Source organism: Amycolatopsis sp. NPDC001319, assembly GCF_042896185.1.
GTDB lineage: Bacteria > Actinomycetota > Actinomycetes > Mycobacteriales > Pseudonocardiaceae > Amycolatopsis.
Genome location: NZ_JBIAWY010000001.1, coordinates 912,948 through 932,207 on the forward strand (window position 1 = coordinate 912,948; position 19,260 = coordinate 932,207).

General features: G+C 69.8%; 28 protein-coding genes, 1 tRNA gene and 1 pseudogene. 5 read left to right on the forward strand and 25 right to left on the reverse strand.

Features of this window, described 5'->3' with window-relative positions; translation table 11 throughout:
- Positions 1 to 8: 8 nt before the first annotated feature.
- Positions 9 to 434: pseudogene (locus ACFY1H_RS04265) on the forward strand (nucleoside deaminase); the annotation flags it as partial.
- 45 nt (positions 435 to 479) lie between these two features.
- A tRNA-Ser gene (locus ACFY1H_RS04270) sits at positions 480 to 566 on the forward strand.
- An 87-nt stretch (positions 567 to 653) separates the two neighbouring features.
- On the opposite strand, the gene ACFY1H_RS04275 is transcribed toward ACFY1H_RS04270, so the two are convergent.
- From ACFY1H_RS04275 to ACFY1H_RS04285, 3 genes are all read right to left on the reverse strand, one after another.
- Positions 654 to 2,018: a tyrosine-type recombinase/integrase gene (locus tag ACFY1H_RS04275; protein ID WP_386944492.1), complete on the reverse strand. Its 1,365-nt coding sequence runs from the start codon at positions 2,016 to 2,018 to the stop codon at positions 654 to 656.
- Between the two features lie 17 nt (positions 2,019 to 2,035).
- Positions 2,036 to 2,284: an excisionase family DNA-binding protein gene (locus ACFY1H_RS04280; protein ID WP_386944494.1), complete on the reverse strand. Its 249-nt coding sequence runs from the start codon at positions 2,282 to 2,284 to the stop codon at positions 2,036 to 2,038.
- Positions 2,285 to 2,613: 329 nt separating this feature from the next.
- Positions 2,614 to 4,197: a hypothetical protein gene (locus ACFY1H_RS04285; protein WP_386944496.1), complete on the reverse strand. Its 1,584-nt coding sequence runs from the start codon at positions 4,195 to 4,197 to the stop codon at positions 2,614 to 2,616.
- Between the two features lie 191 nt (positions 4,198 to 4,388).
- On the opposite strand from ACFY1H_RS04285, the gene ACFY1H_RS04290 reads away from it, so the two are divergent.
- Entirely contained in the window at positions 4,389 to 4,748 is a 360-nt protein-coding gene (locus ACFY1H_RS04290) for a hypothetical protein (protein ID WP_386944498.1), read from the forward strand.
- Positions 4,749 to 4,847: 99 nt separating this feature from the next.
- On the opposite strand, the gene ACFY1H_RS04295 is transcribed toward ACFY1H_RS04290, so the two are convergent.
- On the reverse strand, positions 4,848 to 6,500 hold the full coding sequence (locus ACFY1H_RS04295; protein ID WP_386944500.1) for a DNA cytosine methyltransferase: 1,653 nt from the start codon (positions 6,498 to 6,500) through the stop codon (positions 4,848 to 4,850).
- Between the two features lie 140 nt (positions 6,501 to 6,640).
- Between ACFY1H_RS04295 and ACFY1H_RS04300 the strand changes: the two genes are divergently transcribed.
- Complete coding sequence (locus ACFY1H_RS04300; protein WP_386944502.1) at positions 6,641 to 7,201, forward strand: hypothetical protein; 561 nt, start codon at positions 6,641 to 6,643, stop codon at positions 7,199 to 7,201.
- 145 nt (positions 7,202 to 7,346) lie between these two features.
- Positions 7,347 to 7,646, forward strand: a complete 300-nt coding sequence (locus tag ACFY1H_RS04305; RefSeq protein WP_386944504.1) for a hypothetical protein — start codon at positions 7,347 to 7,349, stop codon at positions 7,644 to 7,646.
- Positions 7,647 to 7,835: 189 nt separating this feature from the next.
- Here the strand turns inward: ACFY1H_RS04305 and ACFY1H_RS04310 are convergent, their stop codons facing one another.
- The 21 genes from ACFY1H_RS04310 to ACFY1H_RS04410 all read right to left on the reverse strand — a co-directional run bounded on the left by ACFY1H_RS04310 (position 7,836) and on the right by ACFY1H_RS04410 (position 19,245).
- Complete coding sequence (locus ACFY1H_RS04310) at positions 7,836 to 8,765, reverse strand: bifunctional DNA primase/polymerase (protein WP_386944506.1); 930 nt, start codon at positions 8,763 to 8,765, stop codon at positions 7,836 to 7,838.
- Positions 8,766 to 8,876: 111 nt separating this feature from the next.
- Positions 8,877 to 9,272 (reverse strand): hypothetical protein, encoded by a 396-nt coding sequence (locus ACFY1H_RS04315; protein WP_386944508.1) that lies wholly within the window; start codon positions 9,270 to 9,272, stop codon positions 8,877 to 8,879.
- Between the two features lie 57 nt (positions 9,273 to 9,329).
- Entirely contained in the window at positions 9,330 to 9,797 is a 468-nt protein-coding gene (locus ACFY1H_RS04320) for a hypothetical protein (protein ID WP_386944510.1), read from the reverse strand.
- The gene (locus ACFY1H_RS04325) at positions 9,797 to 10,036 is read right to left on the reverse strand and encodes a hypothetical protein (protein ID WP_386944512.1); all 240 of its coding nucleotides are present in this window, start codon (positions 10,034 to 10,036) and stop codon (positions 9,797 to 9,799) included. The genes ACFY1H_RS04320 and ACFY1H_RS04325 overlap by 1 nt, the downstream gene beginning before the upstream one ends.
- A 49-nt stretch (positions 10,037 to 10,085) precedes the next feature.
- Entirely contained in the window at positions 10,086 to 10,322 is a 237-nt protein-coding gene (locus ACFY1H_RS04330; protein WP_386944514.1) for a hypothetical protein, read from the reverse strand.
- Positions 10,323 to 10,378: 56 nt separating this feature from the next.
- A complete protein-coding gene (locus tag ACFY1H_RS04335; protein ID WP_386944515.1) occupies positions 10,379 to 10,888 on the reverse strand; it encodes a hypothetical protein in 510 nt (169 codons plus the stop codon).
- 2 nt (positions 10,889 to 10,890) lie between these two features.
- Positions 10,891 to 11,691 (reverse strand): DUF4097 family beta strand repeat-containing protein, encoded by an 801-nt coding sequence (locus ACFY1H_RS04340; RefSeq protein WP_386944517.1) that lies wholly within the window; start codon positions 11,689 to 11,691, stop codon positions 10,891 to 10,893.
- A gap of 251 nt (positions 11,692 to 11,942) precedes the next feature.
- The gene (locus ACFY1H_RS04345) at positions 11,943 to 14,183 is read right to left on the reverse strand and encodes an FtsK/SpoIIIE domain-containing protein (protein WP_386944519.1); all 2,241 of its coding nucleotides are present in this window, start codon (positions 14,181 to 14,183) and stop codon (positions 11,943 to 11,945) included.
- A gap of 97 nt (positions 14,184 to 14,280) precedes the next feature.
- Entirely contained in the window at positions 14,281 to 15,399 is a 1,119-nt protein-coding gene (locus ACFY1H_RS04350; protein ID WP_386944521.1) for a conjugal transfer protein TraI, read from the reverse strand.
- On the reverse strand, positions 15,396 to 15,707 hold the full coding sequence (locus tag ACFY1H_RS04355) for a conjugal transfer protein TraH (RefSeq protein WP_386944523.1): 312 nt from the start codon (positions 15,705 to 15,707) through the stop codon (positions 15,396 to 15,398). Before ACFY1H_RS04355 ends, ACFY1H_RS04350 begins: the two co-directional genes overlap by 4 nt.
- Positions 15,704 to 16,051, reverse strand: coding sequence for a hypothetical protein (locus tag ACFY1H_RS04360; protein ID WP_386944525.1), 348 nt, complete (start codon positions 16,049 to 16,051; stop codon positions 15,704 to 15,706). Before ACFY1H_RS04360 ends, ACFY1H_RS04355 begins: the two co-directional genes overlap by 4 nt.
- Entirely contained in the window at positions 16,044 to 16,295 is a 252-nt protein-coding gene (locus ACFY1H_RS04365) for a hypothetical protein (RefSeq protein WP_386944527.1), read from the reverse strand. Before ACFY1H_RS04365 ends, ACFY1H_RS04360 begins: the two co-directional genes overlap by 8 nt.
- Positions 16,295 to 16,468 (reverse strand): hypothetical protein, encoded by a 174-nt coding sequence (locus tag ACFY1H_RS04370; RefSeq protein WP_386944528.1) that lies wholly within the window; start codon positions 16,466 to 16,468, stop codon positions 16,295 to 16,297. Before ACFY1H_RS04370 ends, ACFY1H_RS04365 begins: the two co-directional genes overlap by 1 nt.
- 21 nt (positions 16,469 to 16,489) lie before the next feature.
- Positions 16,490 to 16,672: a hypothetical protein gene (locus ACFY1H_RS04375; protein WP_386944530.1), complete on the reverse strand. Its 183-nt coding sequence runs from the start codon at positions 16,670 to 16,672 to the stop codon at positions 16,490 to 16,492.
- Positions 16,673 to 16,772: 100 nt separating this feature from the next.
- Positions 16,773 to 16,994, reverse strand: coding sequence for a hypothetical protein (locus tag ACFY1H_RS04380; protein WP_386944532.1), 222 nt, complete (start codon positions 16,992 to 16,994; stop codon positions 16,773 to 16,775).
- Positions 16,995 to 17,132: 138 nt separating this feature from the next.
- Complete coding sequence (locus tag ACFY1H_RS04385; protein ID WP_386944534.1) at positions 17,133 to 17,375, reverse strand: hypothetical protein; 243 nt, start codon at positions 17,373 to 17,375, stop codon at positions 17,133 to 17,135.
- Between the two features lie 117 nt (positions 17,376 to 17,492).
- A complete protein-coding gene (locus ACFY1H_RS04390; RefSeq protein ID WP_386944536.1) occupies positions 17,493 to 17,747 on the reverse strand; it encodes a hypothetical protein in 255 nt (84 codons plus the stop codon).
- A 101-nt stretch (positions 17,748 to 17,848) separates the two neighbouring features.
- Complete coding sequence (locus tag ACFY1H_RS04395; RefSeq protein ID WP_386944538.1) at positions 17,849 to 18,253, reverse strand: SsgA family sporulation/cell division regulator; 405 nt, start codon at positions 18,251 to 18,253, stop codon at positions 17,849 to 17,851.
- Entirely contained in the window at positions 18,253 to 18,474 is a 222-nt protein-coding gene (locus ACFY1H_RS04400; protein ID WP_386944539.1) for a hypothetical protein, read from the reverse strand. The genes ACFY1H_RS04395 and ACFY1H_RS04400 overlap by 1 nt, the downstream gene beginning before the upstream one ends.
- Entirely contained in the window at positions 18,471 to 18,668 is a 198-nt protein-coding gene (locus ACFY1H_RS04405; RefSeq protein ID WP_386944541.1) for a hypothetical protein, read from the reverse strand. Before ACFY1H_RS04405 ends, ACFY1H_RS04400 begins: the two co-directional genes overlap by 4 nt.
- Before the next feature lie 49 nt (positions 18,669 to 18,717).
- Positions 18,718 to 19,245: an NUDIX domain-containing protein gene (locus ACFY1H_RS04410; RefSeq protein WP_386944542.1), complete on the reverse strand. Its 528-nt coding sequence runs from the start codon at positions 19,243 to 19,245 to the stop codon at positions 18,718 to 18,720.
- Positions 19,246 to 19,260: the final 15 nt, after the last annotated feature.

Here is a 19,260-nt window from a genome sequence, read left to right on the forward strand (position 1 = left end):
CCGAAGCCGTGCAGGCGGCGCTCGAAGCCGCGCGCGGTCCAGGCGCCGATGTGCCCATCGGCGCCGTGGTGTTCGGCCCTGACGGAAGGCCTCTCGCCGCGGCCCGCAACGCCCGCGTCGAGCTCGGCGACCCCACCGCCCACGCGGAAATCCTCGCCCTGCGCGCGGCCGCCCGCGTCCACGGCGACGGCTGGCGCCTGGAGGGCTGCACGCTCGCCGTCACGTTGGAACCCTGCACGATGTGCGCCGGTGCCCTCGTGCTCGCCCGCATCTCCCGCCTGGTCTTCGGCGCGTGGGAACCCAAGACCGGCGCCGTGTCCTCCCTCTGGGACGTCGTGCGCGACCGCCGGCTCAACCACCGCCCCGAAGTCCACGGCGGCGTGCTGGCCACCGAGTGCGCCGCGCTGCTCGAGACGTACTTCGCCACCCGCCGCCACCCCGCCGACGCCCTGCCTTCGGCCTCCGGTATTGTTCTCGGCGGTGGCGTGTCCGAGCGGCCGAAGGAGCACGACTCGAAATCGTGTGACGGTTAATCCCGTCCGTGGGTTCAAATCCCACCGCCACCGCTCTTACTAGGCAGAACGCCGGGTGACCCGCATAGGGGCACCCGGCGTTCTGCTGTGTGGTCTCAGTTCTGGTCTCAGATGTACCTCTTAGGCAGGTACCAGGACACCCTCCGGACCGTTCTCGTCGTCGTCCTCTTCCTCGTCTTCGTCGTACCAAACGTGGTTGCCGACCTGGTCCGCGATCGCGGCCGTCAGCTCGCTCGTGACGTGCATGTACCGCTTCGCGATCGCGGCGTTCGACCAGCCCATCAGCTCCATCACCGCCGGGAGCGGGACCTTGAGCTCGAGCAGGACCGTCGCGGCCGTGTGGCGGAGATCGTGCAGCCGCGCGTCCCGTACTTCGGCGAGGCGAAGCAGCGCCTTCCACGCACGATGGTCAGGCGTCGGGTGCGTTGGCCGCCCGATCGCCGTGGCGAACACCCAATCGCCCTCTTCCCACAGGTCACCTGCTGCCTCCCTCTCCTCTGCCTGACCCGCACGGTGAGCATCAAGCGCCTCTGCGAGCGGGTGTGGGATCCCGATCGTTCGCCGACCCGCCCGGGACTTCACCTCGCCGACCACCAGGCCACCGCCCCATCGGGACGGGCAGAACGCACCGAATTCGTGCCCGCACGGCTTGTCCGTACTGCACCCGTGCTGCCAGTTCCTTTGACCGATCGAGCGGCGGATCCGCATCGTCCCCGAACCGCGGCGCCCCGGGCATTCGCTCGACAGCAGAGTGCGTCGACACGAAGCACCCTTCGCGCAGCCGTGCTTCCAGGTGAGTGAAATGTCGTCCCACTTGAGGCCGAGCGCCTCGCCACGGCGGAGGCCGAGCGAGAGGGCCACGACGAATCGTGCGCCGTTCCTGATCTCTCCGGATGCCCGGATGAGCCGCTTAGCGTCCTCCCGCGATAGCGGGACGATCTCCTCCTCCTCGACACGCGGCGCCTTCGCAATTCGCGCGGGATTCTCGACGATGTGCCGACGGCGAACGGCCTCGTTGAGCGCGACCCGGACGGTTCGATGAGCCAGGTGCGCAGTGGACGGTTTCAGCCCGCCCGCGATCATCTTGCGGTAGGCCGACTCAAGGTGCTCCGGCTGAAGCTTGTCGAGTCGATGGCCACCTATCTTGGGAATCAGGTGCTTGTAGACCGATGCCCGGTATCCGACCATCGTGGTCGTGCGCACGGAGGGTGCCGCGATGTTCTCGACCCAGTGGGTCAACCACTTCTCGACCGTCCAGCCCTTCCCAGCCTTGCGGACCTTTCCCTGGTCCCGCTGGTTCTCGAGTTCTCGTACCGCTGTGCGCACGGCGGCTTCTGTCTTCCGCGAGACGTGGCGCCGGTCGGGCTTCCCGTCGTCGCGGATCCCCATGGTCACGCGGCCATGCCAGCGGCCATCCGTTCCTTGATAGACGGAGCTTTCACCATTTGGAGCCCGGGTACCTTCCGGTCGCTTCTTGCGGGGCATGGATGTAGTTCCTTTCGTCAGGCCGCAGTCCCGGCGCTGGTGAGACGGTCGACGTAGTCGGCGACCGCGGTGGCCGGCACGCGACGAAGGCGTCCGACTCGGACGGTCGTGATGTCCCCGGCCTTGATGAGGGCGAACATCGTGGTGCGGCCGATGGACAGCTGTTCTGCGGCTTCCTCGACGGTCAGAAGGATTCGAGTTTGGTGACCGGTGGCGGATGGCGTAGTGAACGTTGCGACCTCCGTGGCGACGGTGACCTCTTCCAAGTTGTGAACTCCCTTCTGTGACGCTGAGTGATCAGGGGCGTGGAGTGCTGGCAGGTGGGGGTGCGGGTTTGGCGGCTCTGGGGCGTCGGGGCCGTGGAGAAACCCGCAAACCCGCAAACCCGCAAAGTGCCCGTTGACCTGGGGTTTTGCTTGCGGGTTTCTCTCCGGGGGTGGTGGGAGAAACCCGCAAACCCGCGGGTTTGCGGGTTTCGAGGGGTTCATGATCAAACAAACCCGCAACCCCGAGAGACCTTGTTTTCCCTGGTGAGAGAGCTGAAGCAAGATCTTTTGCGGGTTTGCGGGTTTGCGGGTTTCTTTTGGCGGTGTCTCTAGGAGCCGTTGCGTACTACCCAGTAGGTTTTGCAGTTGCGGTGGCTGTCGACTTCGCTGCGTAACACGACGTCGGTGTGCCAGCGGTCCACCTGCCCTGCCAGCTTCCTGCCGAGGCTCTTGGTGGTGAGCGGCTTCCCGGAAGGCGTGACCGGGAAGGTCCCGGCCCAGGGGTCGGAGCCGGCGGTCGGTTCGCCGCTGACCCGCAGTTCTTGCGCGGTCATGTGCCGGTCGCCGTGGAGCTCCTCCCAGGTGAGGAAGAACGAGCGCCATTCGGCGTCTTCGTCGTCGAGGTCGCGGGTGGCGTCGGCGTTGGCGAGGAATCCGCGCACGCCGTGGTGTTCGAGGAAGCCCCCGAGGTGCCGGGCCCAGGGGGTGAACTGGCGCATCTGGGGGACCGCGGTCGCTGAGGTTGCGCCGTGGGCGGTCCAGTCGAGGATGAGGATCAGGACGTGGCGTAGCACGGTGGCGCGGTTGGCGGGGTCGAGGATCCAGGTGTCGAGGTTGGGGATGGTGAATCCGGTGCGGGTTTCGGGGCGGGGGCAGTTCGGGTCGAGCCGCACCCACACCGACCGGGAGGCCATGTCGCCGCCGGTGCGCAGGTTGTTCCCGGTCGCGAGCCACAGCCGGTCGTTCGGGAACGTCGCGGCGGCGTTGGTGCCGAGCTTGCGGTCGGACCACGTCCGCTCGGTGACCAGGCGGGCGAGCACGGCCGAGTCGACGACGGCGCCTTCGGCGAGGTTGTCGAACACGATCACCCCGACCGCGTCGGACAGCACGGTCGTGATCGATTTCCGGAGTTCGTCTTCGGAGTCGGTCCAGGTCAGCACCCGCTGCCCGACCAGGAGCCCGACGCAGCCGGCGAGGATGGTCTTGCCGGAGCCGGGCATGGAGGCCTCGATCATCCCGAACGGGGACAGCGCGCGGGTGAACGGCCGGATCAGCGGCGTCACCAGCAGGGCGAGGTAGTTCGCGCGGTCGGCGTCGGTGCGCCACGGGAAGTCGCGCAGGAACCGTTCGAACAGGAACTCGCGGGCCTGCGCGACTTCTTGCGGGGTCGGGTGGTCCGGGATCGGGGCGAGGTGGTGGTTGCCGGCGAGGTAGAACCCGGTCGCGCGGTCGTAGCCGGGTTCCTGCAGCAGGGTGCCGTCGGGGCGCAGGACCGGGGTGGAGATGATCCGTCGCAGGACCGGCAGTCCGGGCCAGGACTGGCGGGCCAGTACTGCGCCCAGTACCGGTCCGGGTGGGGTGACCTCGGTATCCACCCAGTTCTCGCCGACCTTCTTCGGCCGGAACACTTCGGCGTGCTCGGCCAGCAACCCGGCCAGCAGGGGCGGCTTGAGCACCGAGGCGACGATCGGGAGCGCGACGTCGTCTTCGGCGGTGGCGGGGTCGGCGGCCCCGGAGATCTCCTCGACCACCACCGGCGCCCCGTCCGAGACGTAGGTCCCGGGGATGATGCGGCGGTTCACCGCATCGGTGAGCACACGGATCGCCTCGGGGTCCTCCCCGACCCGCACGCGCGGACGCCCTTCGGCATTCACCGCCCACAGCGGGCGGCCTGGATTCGGCTGGCTGGACATGAGGATCTCCAATCGAGCAGTGCAGCGGAGCGCGCGAGGTGGTCAGGCCGCCGTGTCGTCCCAGAGCGTGAGTTGCTCGGCCTGACGGAGGGGCAGCATCGCGCCGAGCGCGGCTCACCAGCTGAGCAGGCAGTGCAGGTGCTCGCGTGGGTGCTGATGAATGTGCGCGGTGCCGCTGGCATGCTCCACGTATGAGTTATGACTTGGCGGTGTGGGAGGGCGACCGTCCGCCCAGCGACCAGGCGGCCGGCGACACTTTTCGTCGACTGCTGTATGAGCGTCGCGTCGAGTCCGACGTTCAGGAACCGCCATCGGACCGCATCCGTGCTTTCGTCGCGGCGCTGCTCGATCGCTACCCGGATATCAGCGAGCAAGACGGCGAAGACAGCCCTTGGTCGACCGGGCCGCTGCTTAAAGAGGCAGTCGGACCGTTGATCTACTTCCCGATGGTGTGGAGCAGGTGTAAGGAGGTCTCCGCCTGGGCTGCTCAACTCGCTGCAGAGCACGGATTGGTTTGCTACGACCCTCAGATCGAGCGGCTCCGACCGTAGGTTGTGACACACCGGTGATCGCCCGCGGCAACGTCTTGCGATGACAAAGCGATCTCCCATCGAGCAAGCGCGACGACAGCGACCGCAACGGGTGCGGTGTCAGGCGGCGCGGCGGCTGGTGTGTTCGAGCGAGTCGACGGCGGCGGCGACGAGCCATTCGGCGGCGGGCGGGGTGACGCCGTTGCCGAGCTGGCGGATGGCTTCGCGCTTGTTCCCGGTGATCACGTAGTCCGGGGTGAAGGCCATGGCGGCCTGGACCTCGCCAACGGTGAGCATCCGGAACGAGCAGTCCTCCACCGCCGGCGCCGACGCGGGCCAGCCGACGACCGACTCGTGCCCAGCGGTGGTGAGCGTGCGGGCAGGTTCGGCGACGGGGGTGCACATCTCCCCGCCCGCGCCACGGCTGGAGTTGTGGCGCACGAGCATGTGGTGGTTGCCCGACGCGCAGACGGTCGCCAGCGGCTCGTGGACGTCGCGTGCGGTCGAGCCGCCGCCGCGCAGCTCGGCCACGAACGCGAGCCCGGCCGTGTCGACGGTGGTCATCGTCGGCATCGCCCGCCCGTCGGCGGGGTGCGCGACGCCGGTCGAGTAGTAGGGCACCACCAGCGCCGTCTCGTGCCGCGCGGTCTGCGTGCGCATCGGCATTCCCGTCGAGGCGGCGTGTTTGCCGTCGCGGCCCTCCAGCGGCACCAGCAGTCCCTCCCACTCGCTGGTGGTGCGGGTCCGGAACGGCTCGCCCGCCGGCCGGGCGTCCTCGTTGCGGGTGCCGCCGCTGGGCACGAGCAGCGCCCGGGTGTGCGAGGTCGTCAGCGTGGCGGTGGGCCAGTCGGCCGGCCACGCCCGCGCGTACCCGGAACCGGGGCGCACGCAGGTGTTGCCGGTGGCCTCGAACGTCATCGGCCGGCCGTAGCGGGCGAGCCCGGCCTTGATGCGGTCGATCGTCTTGTCCGAGAGCGGCTTGGGGCGGTCCCCGATCCGCTGGCCCTGGTTGGACCAGTCGATCACCGCCGCCGCGGGCAGCGCGAACGGCTCGACCACCGAGCGGCACGTGGCGAAGCGCGGGCACCGGTACACGTACTGCTGGCGGTAGCGCCCGACCGTACGGCCGGGCTTGAACGACTGCACCGCCTCGACGACCATGTCGCAGGCCGGGCAGTAGGCCTGCGGGCGGATGTCGAGTTTCGGGCGCGGGTTTCCCTTGCGCCAGAACACGACGTACATCCGGTCCCGGCTCTGCGGTGCCCACGGCGCGGCGATCGCGGGGGCGTGCATCGAGTTCAGCGACACGATGTGGTGGTCGTAGCCGTAGGAGTCCATCGCCAAAAGCCACGCCCGGAACGGCTCCCACTTCACCGCGTCGACCACGTTCTCGACGATCACGACGTCGTAGCGGTGGGCCTCGGCGAAGCGCGGCACGTCCCACATCGTCGCCCGCGACCGCTCGGCCACGTGGTCGGGCACCTCGTCCTCGAACAGCGACGCTTGCGCTGGGTCAGCGCGGCGGCGGCCTTTCGCGATCGAGTGGTTGGTGCACTCCGGGGAGGCCCACAGAATGTTGGTGCGCCGGTAGCGGCGAGGCTCCACTTGGGAGATGTCGGCGCAGTCGTGCTTGCAGTCGGGGAAGTTCGCCTCGTGGGTCTCGATCGCGCGGGGACTGTGGTTGGCGGCCATGTGCAGTTCGACCCCGGGCACAGCGGTGGCACCGAGCCCGGAGCCGCCGGCCCCGCAGAACAGGTCCGTGACGGTGTACATGGATCGATCTCCTTTGCTCAGGGGATGGGCAGGCACGGCGAAAACCGGGCACCGCGTCGGTGCCCGGCCCGGTCTGGTGCCGGTTGTGGTCAGTGACTGGTCACTGCACGACTCGTCGGAGCAGCTGGGACGATGCGGGTATGACGGAGAACCCTTTCGGTGTGGACCCCGAGCGGCGCCATCGCCTGAATGCGTTGCTGGGGGTCGTACAGTCCGAGCTCGTCGCGGCCGGGCTACCGGTGGTGCCCGAAGCGAATCCGGACGGAACGGCCGGCGCGATCGCCTATGTCGATATGCCTGACCTGCGGGGTGTGCTGGTCGACTGGAAGGTCGGCAACCTTCTCGGCGGCGCCGCGCTGGAAGCGTGGTTCGACGATCCGCACCGCGAGGGCGAGGAGGTCGCCGCGTTCTCGCGGTTGTCCGCCGCGATCGGCGACGCGATGGAGGAGGCGATGTTCGCGATCCTCACAGCTGCCGGGCTGGAGGTCGAACGGACCGCCAACGACTACGCGCGGAATGAGCTTCTGGTTACCGGCCGCCTGGCTCCGTCGCCCTGGAAGGCCCGGCGCGACGCCCAGTTCTTGGCGCGGCACGAGAAGATGGTGACGGCCCATAACGAACGGCACGCGGCCGAATGCACGAACCCCGACTGCAAGGTCCACGGTCCGACCCGCGATCAAATCACTCGCCGTGACCAGTGAGGTTGTTGGCGGCCAGGACGCCGTGGGAGCGGTACGGCCGTGGTGCCGGCCGTCGTAGGGCTGTGGTGGCCCGCTCCGAGCCCTTCGACGACCGGCCGCAGCCAGTGCGCGCTACGGTTCCCGTCAGCGCAGCGGAGGGGACCGAATGACCGAGCAGAGTTGGCAACTCAGACAGGGAAACCGTCTTATCGGGACGCTCTTCTTCGAGGAACAGGACATGTTCTGGTCGGAATGCCGGTTCGAGCCCGAAGCCGCATGGGCCGAGCTTCGTCCGCTCTTCGAGGCGTCGCGTGTCGCATGGGAACGGGGTGACATAGAAGCCGCGCTGGAAGCGGATGAGGTGATCCAAGCCGTGGGACTCGTCCTCATCCCTAGCGGGGGTGGAGTCCCGCTCACGGACTTTCAGCTGCGGATTGACCTGAACACAGCCCGCTTCCGGTATTGACCCGGCTTCCTCTCCGAGTAGGGCGCGCGGCTGGCGGCGGGTCGCGAGCTTGTCGCGTGGCGCGATGCCGTGGGACATCAGGGGTTTGTCGTGCCAGGTGCCACGGGTGAACTCCCGGTCGGGTGACCAACAGACCGCCGCGAGGACCCACTGGTGTTGACGTGCCATCGTGTGTCACCTCCATCACGGTTATGCGGCGCGGTGGCCGCGGGGTTTGACGCGCCGAGGGTTGGCGGCGCCGGCGCGCAGGCTGGTGTCGATGACGCCGTGGTCTTTGCCGAGCGAGGCGGTGTCGCCCCAGGCGGCGACGGCGGTCTGCAGCTCGGTGCGGGCGTGGTGTTCGTCGAGCAGCCCAGCGCCGACGAGCTGCCCGAGCGCGAAGGCGGCGGTCGAGAGCACCTTGTTCCGGCGCCCTGGTGCCTCGCTGCGGACGCGGTCGGTCTCGGCCTGCAATGCCTTCGCGGCGTAGGCGCTCGGGGCGGCTACGGCCTTCTCGCCTGGCTCTGAGATGGCCGTGGAGGCGTGTTCGACGTTGGCTTGGACCAACCACCCCGGCAGCTGCACCGGGGTGGTGTCGTCGAGCAGTTCGTAGGCGCCGTCCGGGCGGAGTGATCCGGCGCCGACGAGGTAGCCGCCCCAGCCGCGGGTGTCGACGTTGCTGGCGATGTGCTTGACCGTCGAGCGCAGCACGCACCCGGGCGGCACGGTGTAGAGCAGATGCCGGCCGCCGGTGGGGGTGGTGACGGTGAACGTGTCGGGCAGCGGGCCGCCCCGCTCGGCCGCCAGTCGTTGCAGCTGGGTCCAGCCGTCGGGGTCACCGCCGCCGGTGTGCCCGGGCTTGGGCTGGTCGCAGTCGATCGCGAGCAGCCCGGCCGGGCCGGGGAAGAGCGCGATGTTCCATGGCGTCGCCGCCCACGCCCGCTCGATCAGGCCGGGGTCGGTCGAGGCCATCTGCTCGGGGGTGACGTGCCCGTCGGCGCAGCGGCCGGCCTGCGGGCAGCGGTCTTTGCGATGCCAGTCCGGCCGCTTGGCGCCGGGCCGCAACGGGTAGACCGGCCACCCCCTGCCAGCAAACTCCAGCGCCCACCGCCGCAGCGACACCACCAGACGCTCAGCCATCGGGCCTCCCATTCTCCACTGTGGACACAGCTCACCCCGGCCAGCGGGGCGCCGGCCGGGGTGAGTCGGGTGTCGGTGTTCAGCTCTCGCTGGAAGTGGTCGGGCTCGGGTTCAGTCCTGTTCCATGTCCGCGAGCGTGGCTACCAGTTGCCGGATCTGCTGGGCCTCGATGACGGCGTAGATGTGGTCGGTCTGGGCGGTCTCAGTGCGTTCGTCGAAGATGGCCGTCACGACGACCCGCTCTCCGTGCGGGAACCGGCCGCGGATGTTGAGCCGCACGAGCGGGTCCCTGGCGTCGCGTTTGCCCGCGGTCGCGTCGACCATCTCGACGATGTCCAGCCACCGCAGCAGGGCGTGGGCTTTGGTGGGAGAGTCGGGCGCGATGGTGTAGATCGGGACCTCCGGGCCGCCGAGCCGCCGCAGCGAGGTGCGGGTGACCGGGCCGAAGCCGTGCTGGTTGAGCATCGTGGTGAGCTCGTCGCCGTTGCCGACGATGGGGGTGGTCATCGTGGTCGATCCTTCCTAGCGGGTTTCGTTGCGGGCGTTGGAAAAGGTGCGACTGGTTCAGGCGAAGTGCCTGCCGGAGAGGCGGCCGTCGGCGGCGAGCTTGTGGGCGAGGCGGTCGATGCGGCCCCAGTTGCCGGCGACCACGGCGCGGGCCCGGTTCTCGAGCCAGCCGGTCGAACGGTTGGAGTGGTGCTTCATCCGGTGGAAGTAGGTCAGGTCCGAGTCGCAGCCCTGGGCGGCCCAGCGCATGGCGGAGCCGCGCCAGTAGCCGGCGTTGCGCTGGACCCAGCGTGCGGCGCCTTCGCGGCCAGCGAGGGCCACGATCAGCGCGGTGTTGATCTGGTCCTGGTTGTCGGGGTCCACCGGTGAGTGCTGGATGAACCCGTTCTCGGCGGTGAGGACCACGCGCCGCACGGTCAGCCGGCTCGCGCGGGTGGCGGCCGCCGCACGGCAGGCGACTGCGTGGGCGACCTCGTGCGCGGCAAGCGCGAGCGTTGAGGCCTCGTCGGGGCTGTAGCGGGCCATCACCAGCTCCGCAGGCCGGCGAACTTGCGGCGGGCGCCGATCGCTTGGTTCAGCACGCGTTCGGTGAGTTTCTTCGTGCTCAGCCCGGCTGGGATGCGGGTGAGCCCGAGCGCGACTGCGACCGCGAGCAGCTGCTCGCGGTCCAGGAGCAGCGCCTTCAGGTATGTGGCGCCCTGCTCTTCGGTGTCGGTCTGGCGCAGCTGGGCCGCGATCGCGGCGGGGTCGGGCTGGGTGATCACGGGGATTACTCCTCGGCGTGGTCGGGGTCTCGGGTGTGCGGGCGGCGGGTCACCAGCGGTGCAGGCGCCAGACGGCTTTACCCAGCGGTGCCTCGCCGGCCGCGTTGAGCGCTTGCTGGATCACGCGCGCGTCGCTGGAGTCGACCTGGTTACCGCGGGCGTCGAGGGCTTCGCCCGTGCGGCGGTCGATGCGGAACATCAGGCGCTCGCGGCGCGAGTTCCAGGCGACCGTGACGAACGCGCCCCGGCTGGTGACCGTCAGGTCGAGGTCCTTGTCGCTGGCCATGGCGGTGCTCCTTGTCGTTGACTGCTCGAGGGTCGGGGTCGAAGGTCGGCGGGTCCTTAGTGGTCGCGGGCCCGCAGGGCGATCCAGGTAGTGATCAGCGAGGCAACGACGCCGATCGCGCGGTGAGCTGCCTGGTCCAGCTCCATCAGCGCGGTACCCGGCCCGGCCTCGTCCACCAAGCCGGTGCCGTCGGGCAGCTGGCGGCGCTGGACAGTGGCGTGGTCGAGGTAGCCGCCCTTGCCTGCCTTGCGCGCCAGGGCTTTGAGCGGTTCGCGGCGGTCGATCAGGTAGTGCGTCACGGCGTTGATCGCCGCGCCCGTGGCCACCGCGCGCAGCGGGGTGCGGAAACCCAGTACGCGGGTGACCGCGAGGCCGGCGGCGACCTGCCCGGCGGTGTAGGTGGCGACGTGGCGGGCGCAGTGCTTCGCGCCCTCCCGGCCCGGTGCGCCTTTGCCGATGGCGTCGGCGCTGGACTGGACCCACTGGTCACAGACCGGGTGGACGTCGGCGAAGGTGGCTTGAAGCGCGGCGAACAGGGCCAGGCCCTTGACGGTGCGGCTGGTCATGGTCACGACCGCCGGTTCGAGGTGCGGCCGGACATGGTGCGGGTCTTGGCGTCGATCTCGATCCCGCGCGGGGCGTCGAGGGTGATGTCGCCGGACATCGATTCGGCGGTGACCGTGGATTTGGCGACCGCGGCGACCCGGATGTCCCCGGACATGGTCTTGACGTGGGCGGTGCCGTCGAGCTGGTCGAGCGTGACGTCGCCGGACATCGTCTTGGCACGGACGTGGCCGCTGGCGCCGACGCGGACGTCCCCGGACATGGTGCGCAGGTCGACCTGGTCGGCGGTCCCGACGGTGAGATCCCCGGAGGTCGTTTCGGCCTTGACCTGGTTAAGCTGCCCACGGGTGGTCACGTCGGGCGCCGTGCCCTTGACGGTGAGCGTCGAACCCGCAGGGACGGTCGCGATGATTCGCAGCCGGCCGCCGGTGGTGAAGGTCCCGGACCCGGTGACGACCTGGCCGTTCACGATCGTGACGCCGTGGTGGTCGCCGCCGATGACCAGCCCGGTCACGTCGCCGGTGATGGTCCCCGCGCTCATGATCACGCTCCCGCCGTTGCGGACGATCGTGGTGCCGCTGGCGCCCTGCGAACGGGGGACGGTCACGGCGAAGGTGCGGCCGCGCGATTCGGCGGTGGTGGCCTCAATCAGCCGGGCGGCCTCGGCCCCGTCGGCCACGGCCGAATCCACGTGGACGCTGGCGGTGGTGCACTCCTCGGACGCCTGGACCACTACCGTGGCGATGTCGGCGGAGAGGACCAGGTCGACCGGACCGGCCTCGGTGTGGGTGATCGTACGAGACATCAACAACCTCCAAATATCACTGTGTGTAATCAATTTTGGGCATGGTGAGGCGTGAACGAGACAGGGAATCGGCAGGGGGCGGGCGAGGGAATCCGGGGTCGGGAAGGGAAAATCCCCTTCCCGGCCACCTGGGATGGCTCCCTATGGCTGATCAGCGACGATGATCGGCAAGGGAGCGAGGGATGCGAGGGAGCGCCGCGGTCCGCGGCCCGCTGTGGGCGGGGTTCGGGGACAGCGGGCGGGTTCCCTCCCTACGCGTCGGCGTCCCGCTTGACGATCGCGGCGCGAACACGCTCCGTGAACACCGTGAGGACGCTGACCTTGGTGACCTTGACGCCCTCCGCCTTGAGCGCGTCCGCGAGTTTTTCGGCGGTGAGGCCCTGGTAGGGGCGGTGGCCGGGGGCGAGTTCCCGCAGGCGGGCGGCGACGTCGGTGGCGTTGACCTTGTCCTCGTCGCCCAGGACGTCGAGGGTGTCGTCGAGCAGGTCGCGCGGGGCCTCGATCTGGGCGGCCGGGCGGGCGCCGGCCACGGCGGTACCGGGCTTGAGCTGGGCCATTGCCCGTTCGATGACCTCGGTGGCCTGGTCCCAACCACGGTCGTCGTCGACCTCGACGAAGAACGTGCGCACGATCTCGAACAGCTCTTCGGTCATGCCGGTGGCGACCATGGTGCCGCGGTCGACGTTGAACCGCAGCTCCGTGGCGCGGATTCCGGCGGCGAAGCTGCCGTCACCGAGGAATCCGTCGTTGGAGCGCCACGTCTTCACGGAGAAGCAGCCGTTGGCGCCGACGTTCTCCACCAGCTGCGACGGGATCGCGTCCGCCCGCGAAGACTGGGTGTCGAACACGGTGCTCACGCCCGTCTTGCGACCCCGCTTCACCACCTGAACTGCCAGGTCAGCTGCGGTTTTGCCGTGCTCGGCGTTGCCGAAGAGCTCGTGGCACTCGGAGAAGGCCACGAGCAGCGGGCGCATGTCGGCGTGCTGTTCGGAGATCTGGCGGGTGAGCTTCTTGGCGCCCAGCTCGGCCAGGCGCCCCTCACGCCGTTCGACCTCGGCGTACAGCTGCTCCAGGTGCTCGACGGCCAGTGCGGCGTGCTCGGGGTTGGCTCCCTTCTCATACATCGACAGGCGCGGTGCGTACGCGTCGAAGTCGCCGTTGAGCGCGAACACGTGCACCCGGATCTCGGCGAGCGGGTCCAGCGCGACCCCGAGCACCATTACCCGCAGGGCGTTGGACTTGCCTTGCCCCGGGCGGCCTCCGAACACCGCGTTCGAGCCGTTGATCGGCATGAAGACGATGTCGCCGCGCTGGGTGATGCCGATCGGGACACCCTCGAACACGTCGGCCATACCCTCGCTGAGCAGCGGATACGGCGGGGTCGGCTTGTCCATGACGCCGGAGTCGGCGACGTAGAGGTTGAGGTAGCCGGCCTTGCCGCCCTTTTCCTGGCCGTAGTCCGAGGCCCACACCTCGACCGCGTTGCGGTTGAGGTTCTTGGCCAGCACGTCGCGCTTGTCGGCGACCATCGTGGGGGTGACGCCCATCGGCAGGTCGACGATTGCCCGGTAGCCCTTGAACGCCCCCGAGCCCTCGCGGGTCGGGGTGAGCTCGAAGCGCGGGACCCAGCCTTCCTTGAGCGCGGCCTTGAGCGCGGGGATGTTCAGGTGCCGCAACGCGGTCACGATCCCATCGGCCGTGACCAGCACGTTTGCGTCCGAACCGGACGCGCCGGACGGGGCCAGCCACGATGGGTGGGCCTCGGCCTTGCGGCCGATGTGGTGCAGCACGACCGCGGCGAGCCACGGGGCACCGAGCAGGAACGGGCCCCAGGCCACGGAAATCGCGATCGCGATCCAGCGGACCACGTCGGTGACCGCGGTGAACGGGGAGATGACCATGCCCCAGTCCTTGAACGCGATCCCCAGCATGCAGCCGATCCCGAACAGGAGCACGATCGCGACCAGCAGCGCGAGCCCGGCGCCCTTCACGATCCGCTTGGGTGCGTCGAGCCAGTCCATGGTCCGCTGGTGGCGCTTCTCCTTGGCCAGCTCGGCGCGCTCCTCCCAGTAGTGCAGCTCGTCGGTGTTGCCGCTGGACTCGGCCGAGCGCATCAGCCGCTCGTAGCGGGAGTTCGTCTTCGCCTCCCACACCCGCTTCGCGACGATGAGGCCGCCGCCGATCGTGTAGGAGACGTGGCGGCCGACGAACCGCAGCGACGTCTTCGTCGCGTCGTGGGTGACCGCGGTGCGGGTGACCCGGGCGACGGTGACCGCGTTGTCGCGGTACTGCCGGTAGCGCCACGCGGCCTGCGCCCGCGGGGAGGTGAGCAGGGCCCACTCCTCGTCGGACACGAGCTCACCCTGAATGGCCGGACCGGTGGACTCGACCGTGCGCAGGGGGTGGACCGTGGCCAGCTCACCGGCGGACTCGACAGCGTCGTCACGGGTGTACTCGGGGGTGTTCTCGTCGTGGTGGTCGGTGGGTGCCATGGGGTCCTCCTGCGGTGTACTCGTGCAGGTCACGGGCAGAGTCGGCACCGCATGCCCGGTAGGCAGGGTGACCGACCCTGCCCGGACCCGGGTGGGGTTAGTCGGTGGGGCGGTTCTTGTATTCGTTGCGCAGCGCCACGGCGTACTTCTGGCCGCAGTGCAGCGCCTCGCGGATGTCGCCGATGACGTCCGGGCGGAATCCCGGGGGCGGGTTCTTGAGCAGCGCCTTGAACTCCTCGCGCAGCTCGTCGAGTCCGCGTCGTTTCGGCTCGGGGATGGTCGAGCGGACCGTCTTGCGTCCGCCCGGCCGGCGGGCCGGAGCGATCCGTCGCGGGGCAGGGGCGGCCGGCGGGTCCACCGCCGGGGCAGGGTCGGCGACCGCGGCCACGCTCGCCGGAGTGGTCGTTGTCGGGGTCGGCTCTGTGGGGGTGTCGGGGTTGACGTCGAGGGTGGAGAACGCGGCGAGCAGGTGGGGCAGGCAGCGCACGACCGCGACGGCGACGACCGGGCCGAGCAGGTGCAGCACGAGGCTGGACACGGTGAAGTCCTGGGCGACACCGGGCAGGTGTGGCCAGGCGTTCATGCCGAGGGTGAGTCCGAGGAACACCCACTCGGTGCGCTCGACGCTGCCCGAGCGCAGCGGCTGGCCGCGGGTGGTGAGGTAGGCGCGGCCGGCCACGACCATGAGCAGGGCGAGCGAGCAGAACGGTTCGGCCAGCCACGCGAAGCACCACTGCGGGCTCCAGGGCGGGTTGCCCTCGGCCGCGAAGGCCTGGACCCCGGCGGTGGACCAGGCCAGCGCCAACACCAGCGACACCAGCGCGACACCGATGATCAGGCGCAGCATCCGGGCGTCGCGGTAGGCCAGCACGCGTGGGTCGCGGGAGAGCTGCCACAGCGCGGCGGCCTCGTTGACGGCCTTGCGGCGGGTGCGGACCTTGTCGGTGGTGACCTCGAACGGTGCGGTGTCGGCCTCCAGCACGAGCAGCCGGTGGGCCTCCTCGTGCTCGGCCACGCGGCGCTTGACCCGCCGCGTCACCCCCGCCCGGCCCGCGCTGGTGGTCTCGCGCGGGTCCGGGCTCGTCGTGCCGTCCTCGTCCGGCCCGATGGTTTCGGCGTCGGCGACTTCGGCGAGGTGGCGTTCGAGGGCGGCCAGGCCGTGGGAGAACTCGCCGCCGGGCTCGCCGTCGTCGAGGTGTTCGGTCGTGGTGGTCATGCGTTGGCCTCCTTCCGGCCGGTGGGCTCGGCCTCGCCGGCCTGGGCCGGGTCGGTCGAGGTCGTGGTGAGCTGGGGTCGGGGCAGGGTGCCGGCGACCGCAGCACGGGTACTGCGGGTCGCGCGGTGCAGGCGGATCTCGTGCGCGGCCCAGACCGCGGCGATAGCGGCGGAGAGCAGGTCGAGCCAGCTGGTGGTGAACGCGCCGATCACGACCGGCGCGCCGACCGCGGCGAGCTCGCCGAAGCGTCCGACCGTCCACACCAGAGCCTTTTCGGTCCGGGTGCGGCACGGGTGCTGCTCGGTCATGGCGTCACCTCCGGGTAGTGCGGGCAGTGGCGGCGACCGCACAGGTGCACGGTGGTGCCGTCGTCGAGGCGGGTGTCGAACGTCATCCGCCCGGTCACGATCCCGGCGAGGTCGTATCCGCCTTCCAGGACGCCGGCGGCGTAGAGGCCGATCAGGCCCCAGCCCCACCACGGCGGCATCCACGAGCGGGTGAGCAGCACGCAGGCCACGACGATGACGGCGACCACGAGCAGGTTGCCCGCCACCATCGTCAGCGCCATCCGCTGTGCGTCGGCGCGGGCCAGCTGCAGCGCGCCGGCGGCGTCCTCGCGGGTGGCCGGGCCGGGCATCTTGAGGTCAGACATGGGCGGGCTCCTTCCGGGTCACGGGGAAGTTCGGGGGGAAAAACTGGTTGACCGGGCCGCGCGGCGGGTCGGTCGCCAGGCGCTGCAGGCCGGTGTTCAGGCGGGCCATCACGCCGGCCAGGATCGCGGCGAGCAGCACCAGCGGGATCCGGATCAGGTGCAGCACCACGAACCCCAGCAGCGCGGCCAGGAACCCGAGCAGCACCAGCGTTCCCTTGCGCTCCAGCACCTCGAACACGTTCATCACGCACCTCGCTCGATGCTCGTGTAGGTGCACTGCGGACAGCCGAAGATGGCCTGGGGCAACGTGAGCGTGCGCTCGGGCCAGCCGCACGCGGGGCAGTCTGCGTCGATGCACAGCACGACCTCGGCCGGCTTCTTCGCCTTGTCACGGGGGTGGCGGGTTGTGTGGGTCATGGGGCAGCGCTCCTTGCTGGCTCAGTGGGCCTGCAAGCGGCAGGCGGGAGTGGTGGGCTTGTGGCAGTAGCTGGTGCAGCGGCAGGCGCCGGCGCGGCGTGGGGGCTCGGAGGCGGCGCGGTGGTAGGCGCCGACGGGTTCGGCCGGCGGGTGGTCGGGGCGGCCGGTGGCCGCCGGGCCGGTGGTGGTTGTGGCCGCTACCATTGGGTTTCCCCTTTCCGGGTACGTGACTGCTGGGAGAGCGGGGTCAGACCCCGGCCCGGTGGGACGTGCTCGCGAGGCTTGGGCCACCGGGCCGGGGTCCTCAGCGCTTGACCGCGGTGAGCGGCTTGCGCGATTCGCGCCGTGGCATCGATTCCGACCACGAATGCGGGCAGTTGCGGCAGGTCTTGTAGACCCAGCCGCCCTTGAGCTTTGCGATGAACGCGGTGTGCCGGCAGGCGGTCATTCCATCACCGCCGCGACCGCGCGGGCGCAGGCCGGGCGTCCGCACAGGTTGGTGTTCTTGTTGGTGCGGCGTCGGCATCCGAGGCACCGTCCCAGGGTCGTGACCCCGTTCAGATCGGGGTCGATGCGCTTGCGGTTGTCGGCCTCGCGAGAGCGTCGCATGGCGTGGTTCTCCTTCTGTGTCAAGGGATTGCGGGCGGATCAGGTGGCGCGGTCGTCAGCGCAGGGCGTTCCATTCGGCGATGGCGGCGCTGTGGTAGGTGACGATGAGGTCCTTGACGTAACGGAAGTCGCCGTCCTTGCCCTTGAGGACCTCCCGGTCGAAGGCAGCCGCAGCCCACTTCCGCAGGGCCGCGAGCTTATTGCCCGGCGAGCCGAGTTTGCGGGCCTTGGCGGCGAGATCGTCGCCGTCCTTGATCCAGCGCTGAAGCTCCCGCGTCTGCCAGTCCGCGTAACTCATCGGTTTACGTCCTTCCGTTGTGGTTGACGGGCTTGCTGGTGGGTTTTGGTGCACCGGGGCGATCCCGGACGTCGAGGTCGGCGGGATCGCCCCGGTAGTCCTGCGGTGGTGGGCGGGTTATCGACGGCCGGCGGCGTTGCGGGCGTGGATGACGGCGCTGGCGTAGTTGGTCACCGCGTTCTGGATCTTGCGGATTGCGGTCTTCTCGCCGTGCTTGCGGCGCAGGGTGTTCGCGAGCCCGAGCGTCGCGATGGCCTCGCCGCTGAGCTTCTGCAGCCGCGCTTGTTCTGCAGCCGAGAGCTTGCTCTTGTCGTTGTGGGCGCACTGCAGCGTCGAGCGGGCGTCGCGGACCGCGTCGTCGAAGTTGGTCATTGTCGGTTCCTCGTCTCCTCGGTTTCGTTGTCGCGACCGGGTTTTCCGGGCGCGGCGGAGCAGAGGCCGGCGGCCTCTGTGTTGTGGTGCGGGGTGGTGGGTCAGGCGGCGTCGCGGCCGAGCAGGGCGATCTCGTGGTCCCAGTCGAACGCGGCGGCTTCGGCGCCGGTGGGCACGAGGGTTTCGGTCTCGTCGAGGCCGCGTTGCAGGTCGGCGCGGGAGAACTCCAGGCGCGCCATGCCGTCCGGGGAGGACAGGACGATTTCGACGGTGTCGGCGAAGGAGGTGATGCGGACGTCGCCGTGACCGGCGTGGCCGGTGAGGCCGTCGGCGAGCAGGTCGCGGCTGAACAGCCACTTGATTCGCCGGCCGCCGGAGTCGGTGACGTTCAGCTGCACCGCGTACGGGTCGGCCGGGTCGTAGCGGAAGCACACCCGCAGCTCGTGCCCGACCGAGCAGCGGTTGGCGGTGTCGAGCAGGCGGGCGGTCATGAACACGTTCAGCATCAGCCCGCCCCTTCCAGGTGCTTGTTCTTGAGCACCCAGGCCACGAACTCGGTGTTCGCGGCGGGGTCCTTGGGGTCGAGCCAGGAGACGAGCCACCTGGCGATGGCCGGCGCTTTCCAGCCCTGGCGGTGCTTGCTGAGCACGGCGTTGACGAAAGCGGCGGCGATGGATTCGCGGCAGTCGAGCTTGCGGGCGGCCTGCGTGATCAGGGTCGAGGTCACGCGGCCACCTCCGTGGCCTCGGCCCATGCCACGGTGGCCCGCTGGCCGGCCGAGGCGATCGTCGCCGCCGTCAGCGCGAGCGTGGCATGCACCTGGGCGGCGGCCAGCTTGTTTGCGTCTTCGGGGAGGAGGTCGCGCATGCTCGTCGAGGCGACAAGCCTTTCGGCTTCGAGGTAGTGCTCGGGTCCGGTCATGGACTGTCCTTTCTGTACGGTTTTCGGTTCAGCAGTTGGTGGTCGGTGGTTACGCGTCCCGGTCGGTGCCCGGCCAGGACGGCTCGGAAATGCCGTGGTGGTGGAGGGCCAGAGCGAGCATCTGGCTGTGGTCGAAGGCGAACCCGCCCTTCGCTGCGACGCGCGTGGCGATGTGGACCGGCATCCATTCGGCCGCGGCGGCGTCGTCGGCCGCGATCGGGTCGGGTGCGTCGTCGAGTACGACGGTGTAGGCCACCGACACGTACCGGCCCCGGGCGTCGCGCAGCGGGTCGTCCCAGATTCCGAGCTGGTCGACGAGCACGCGGGACGGCACCTGGATGCCGGTTTCCTCGGCCAGCTCCCGCACCGCGGCGGTGTGCGACTTCTCGTTGCGGTCGACGTGCCCGCCGGGCAGGGCGAGCTTCCCCTTGTGCGGGTTCCAGCCGCGCTGGATCACCAGCACGTGCCACACCCCGTCCCGGAGGGTGAAGGCCACCATGTCGGCGGCGTAGAACACCGGGTTCCGGTCATCGAACCGGGCGGCCAGCTTCGCGGCCAGGGAGCCAATCAGCGACATGTGGACTGTCCTTTC

Bases quoted from the DNA above. Each gene is read 5' to 3' on its own strand.
- ACFY1H_RS04370 (WP_386944528.1), bottom strand. From the start codon at position 16,468: ATGACCCACACAACCCGCCACCCCCGTGACAAGGCGAAGAAGCCGGCC.
- ACFY1H_RS04380 (WP_386944532.1), bottom strand. From the start codon at position 16,994: ATGCCGACGCCGCACCAACAAGAACACCAACCTGTGCGGACGCCCGGC.
- ACFY1H_RS04340 (WP_386944517.1), bottom strand. From the start codon at position 11,691: ATGTCTCGTACGATCACCCACACCGAGGCCGGTCCGGTCGACCTGGTC.
- ACFY1H_RS04375 (WP_386944530.1), bottom strand. From the start codon at position 16,672: ATGGTAGCGGCCACAACCACCACCGGCCCGGCGGCCACCGGCCGCCCC.
- ACFY1H_RS04285 (WP_386944496.1), bottom strand. From the start codon at position 4,197: ATGTCCAGCCAGCCGAATCCAGGCCGCCCGCTGTGGGCGGTGAATGCC.
- ACFY1H_RS04300 (WP_386944502.1), top strand. From the start codon at position 6,641: ATGACGGAGAACCCTTTCGGTGTGGACCCCGAGCGGCGCCATCGCCTG.
- ACFY1H_RS04390 (WP_386944536.1), bottom strand. From the start codon at position 17,747: ATGACCAACTTCGACGACGCGGTCCGCGACGCCCGCTCGACGCTGCAG.
- ACFY1H_RS04310 (WP_386944506.1), bottom strand. From the start codon at position 8,765: ATGGCTGAGCGTCTGGTGGTGTCGCTGCGGCGGTGGGCGCTGGAGTTT.
- ACFY1H_RS04305 (WP_386944504.1), top strand. From the start codon at position 7,347: ATGACCGAGCAGAGTTGGCAACTCAGACAGGGAAACCGTCTTATCGGG.
- ACFY1H_RS04295 (WP_386944500.1), bottom strand. From the start codon at position 6,500: ATGTACACCGTCACGGACCTGTTCTGCGGGGCCGGCGGCTCCGGGCTC.
- ACFY1H_RS04385 (WP_386944534.1), bottom strand. From the start codon at position 17,375: ATGAGTTACGCGGACTGGCAGACGCGGGAGCTTCAGCGCTGGATCAAG.
- ACFY1H_RS04355 (WP_386944523.1), bottom strand. From the start codon at position 15,707: ATGACCGAGCAGCACCCGTGCCGCACCCGGACCGAAAAGGCTCTGGTG.
- ACFY1H_RS04320 (WP_386944510.1), bottom strand. From the start codon at position 9,797: ATGGCCCGCTACAGCCCCGACGAGGCCTCAACGCTCGCGCTTGCCGCG.
- ACFY1H_RS04410 (WP_386944542.1), bottom strand. From the start codon at position 19,245: ATGTCGCTGATTGGCTCCCTGGCCGCGAAGCTGGCCGCCCGGTTCGAT.
- ACFY1H_RS04365 (WP_386944527.1), bottom strand. From the start codon at position 16,295: ATGAACGTGTTCGAGGTGCTGGAGCGCAAGGGAACGCTGGTGCTGCTC.
- ACFY1H_RS04315 (WP_386944508.1), bottom strand. From the start codon at position 9,272: ATGACCACCCCCATCGTCGGCAACGGCGACGAGCTCACCACGATGCTC.
- ACFY1H_RS04360 (WP_386944525.1), bottom strand. From the start codon at position 16,051: ATGTCTGACCTCAAGATGCCCGGCCCGGCCACCCGCGAGGACGCCGCC.
- ACFY1H_RS04275 (WP_386944492.1), bottom strand. From the start codon at position 2,018: ATGCCCCGCAAGAAGCGACCGGAAGGTACCCGGGCTCCAAATGGTGAA.
- ACFY1H_RS04350 (WP_386944521.1), bottom strand. From the start codon at position 15,399: ATGACCACCACGACCGAACACCTCGACGACGGCGAGCCCGGCGGCGAG.
- ACFY1H_RS04405 (WP_386944541.1), bottom strand. From the start codon at position 18,668: ATGACCGGACCCGAGCACTACCTCGAAGCCGAAAGGCTTGTCGCCTCG.
- ACFY1H_RS04290 (WP_386944498.1), top strand. From the start codon at position 4,389: ATGAGTTATGACTTGGCGGTGTGGGAGGGCGACCGTCCGCCCAGCGAC.
- ACFY1H_RS04330 (WP_386944514.1), bottom strand. From the start codon at position 10,322: ATGGCCAGCGACAAGGACCTCGACCTGACGGTCACCAGCCGGGGCGCG.
- ACFY1H_RS04395 (WP_386944538.1), bottom strand. From the start codon at position 18,253: ATGCTGAACGTGTTCATGACCGCCCGCCTGCTCGACACCGCCAACCGC.
- ACFY1H_RS04335 (WP_386944515.1), bottom strand. From the start codon at position 10,888: ATGACCAGCCGCACCGTCAAGGGCCTGGCCCTGTTCGCCGCGCTTCAA.
- ACFY1H_RS04345 (WP_386944519.1), bottom strand. From the start codon at position 14,183: ATGGCACCCACCGACCACCACGACGAGAACACCCCCGAGTACACCCGT.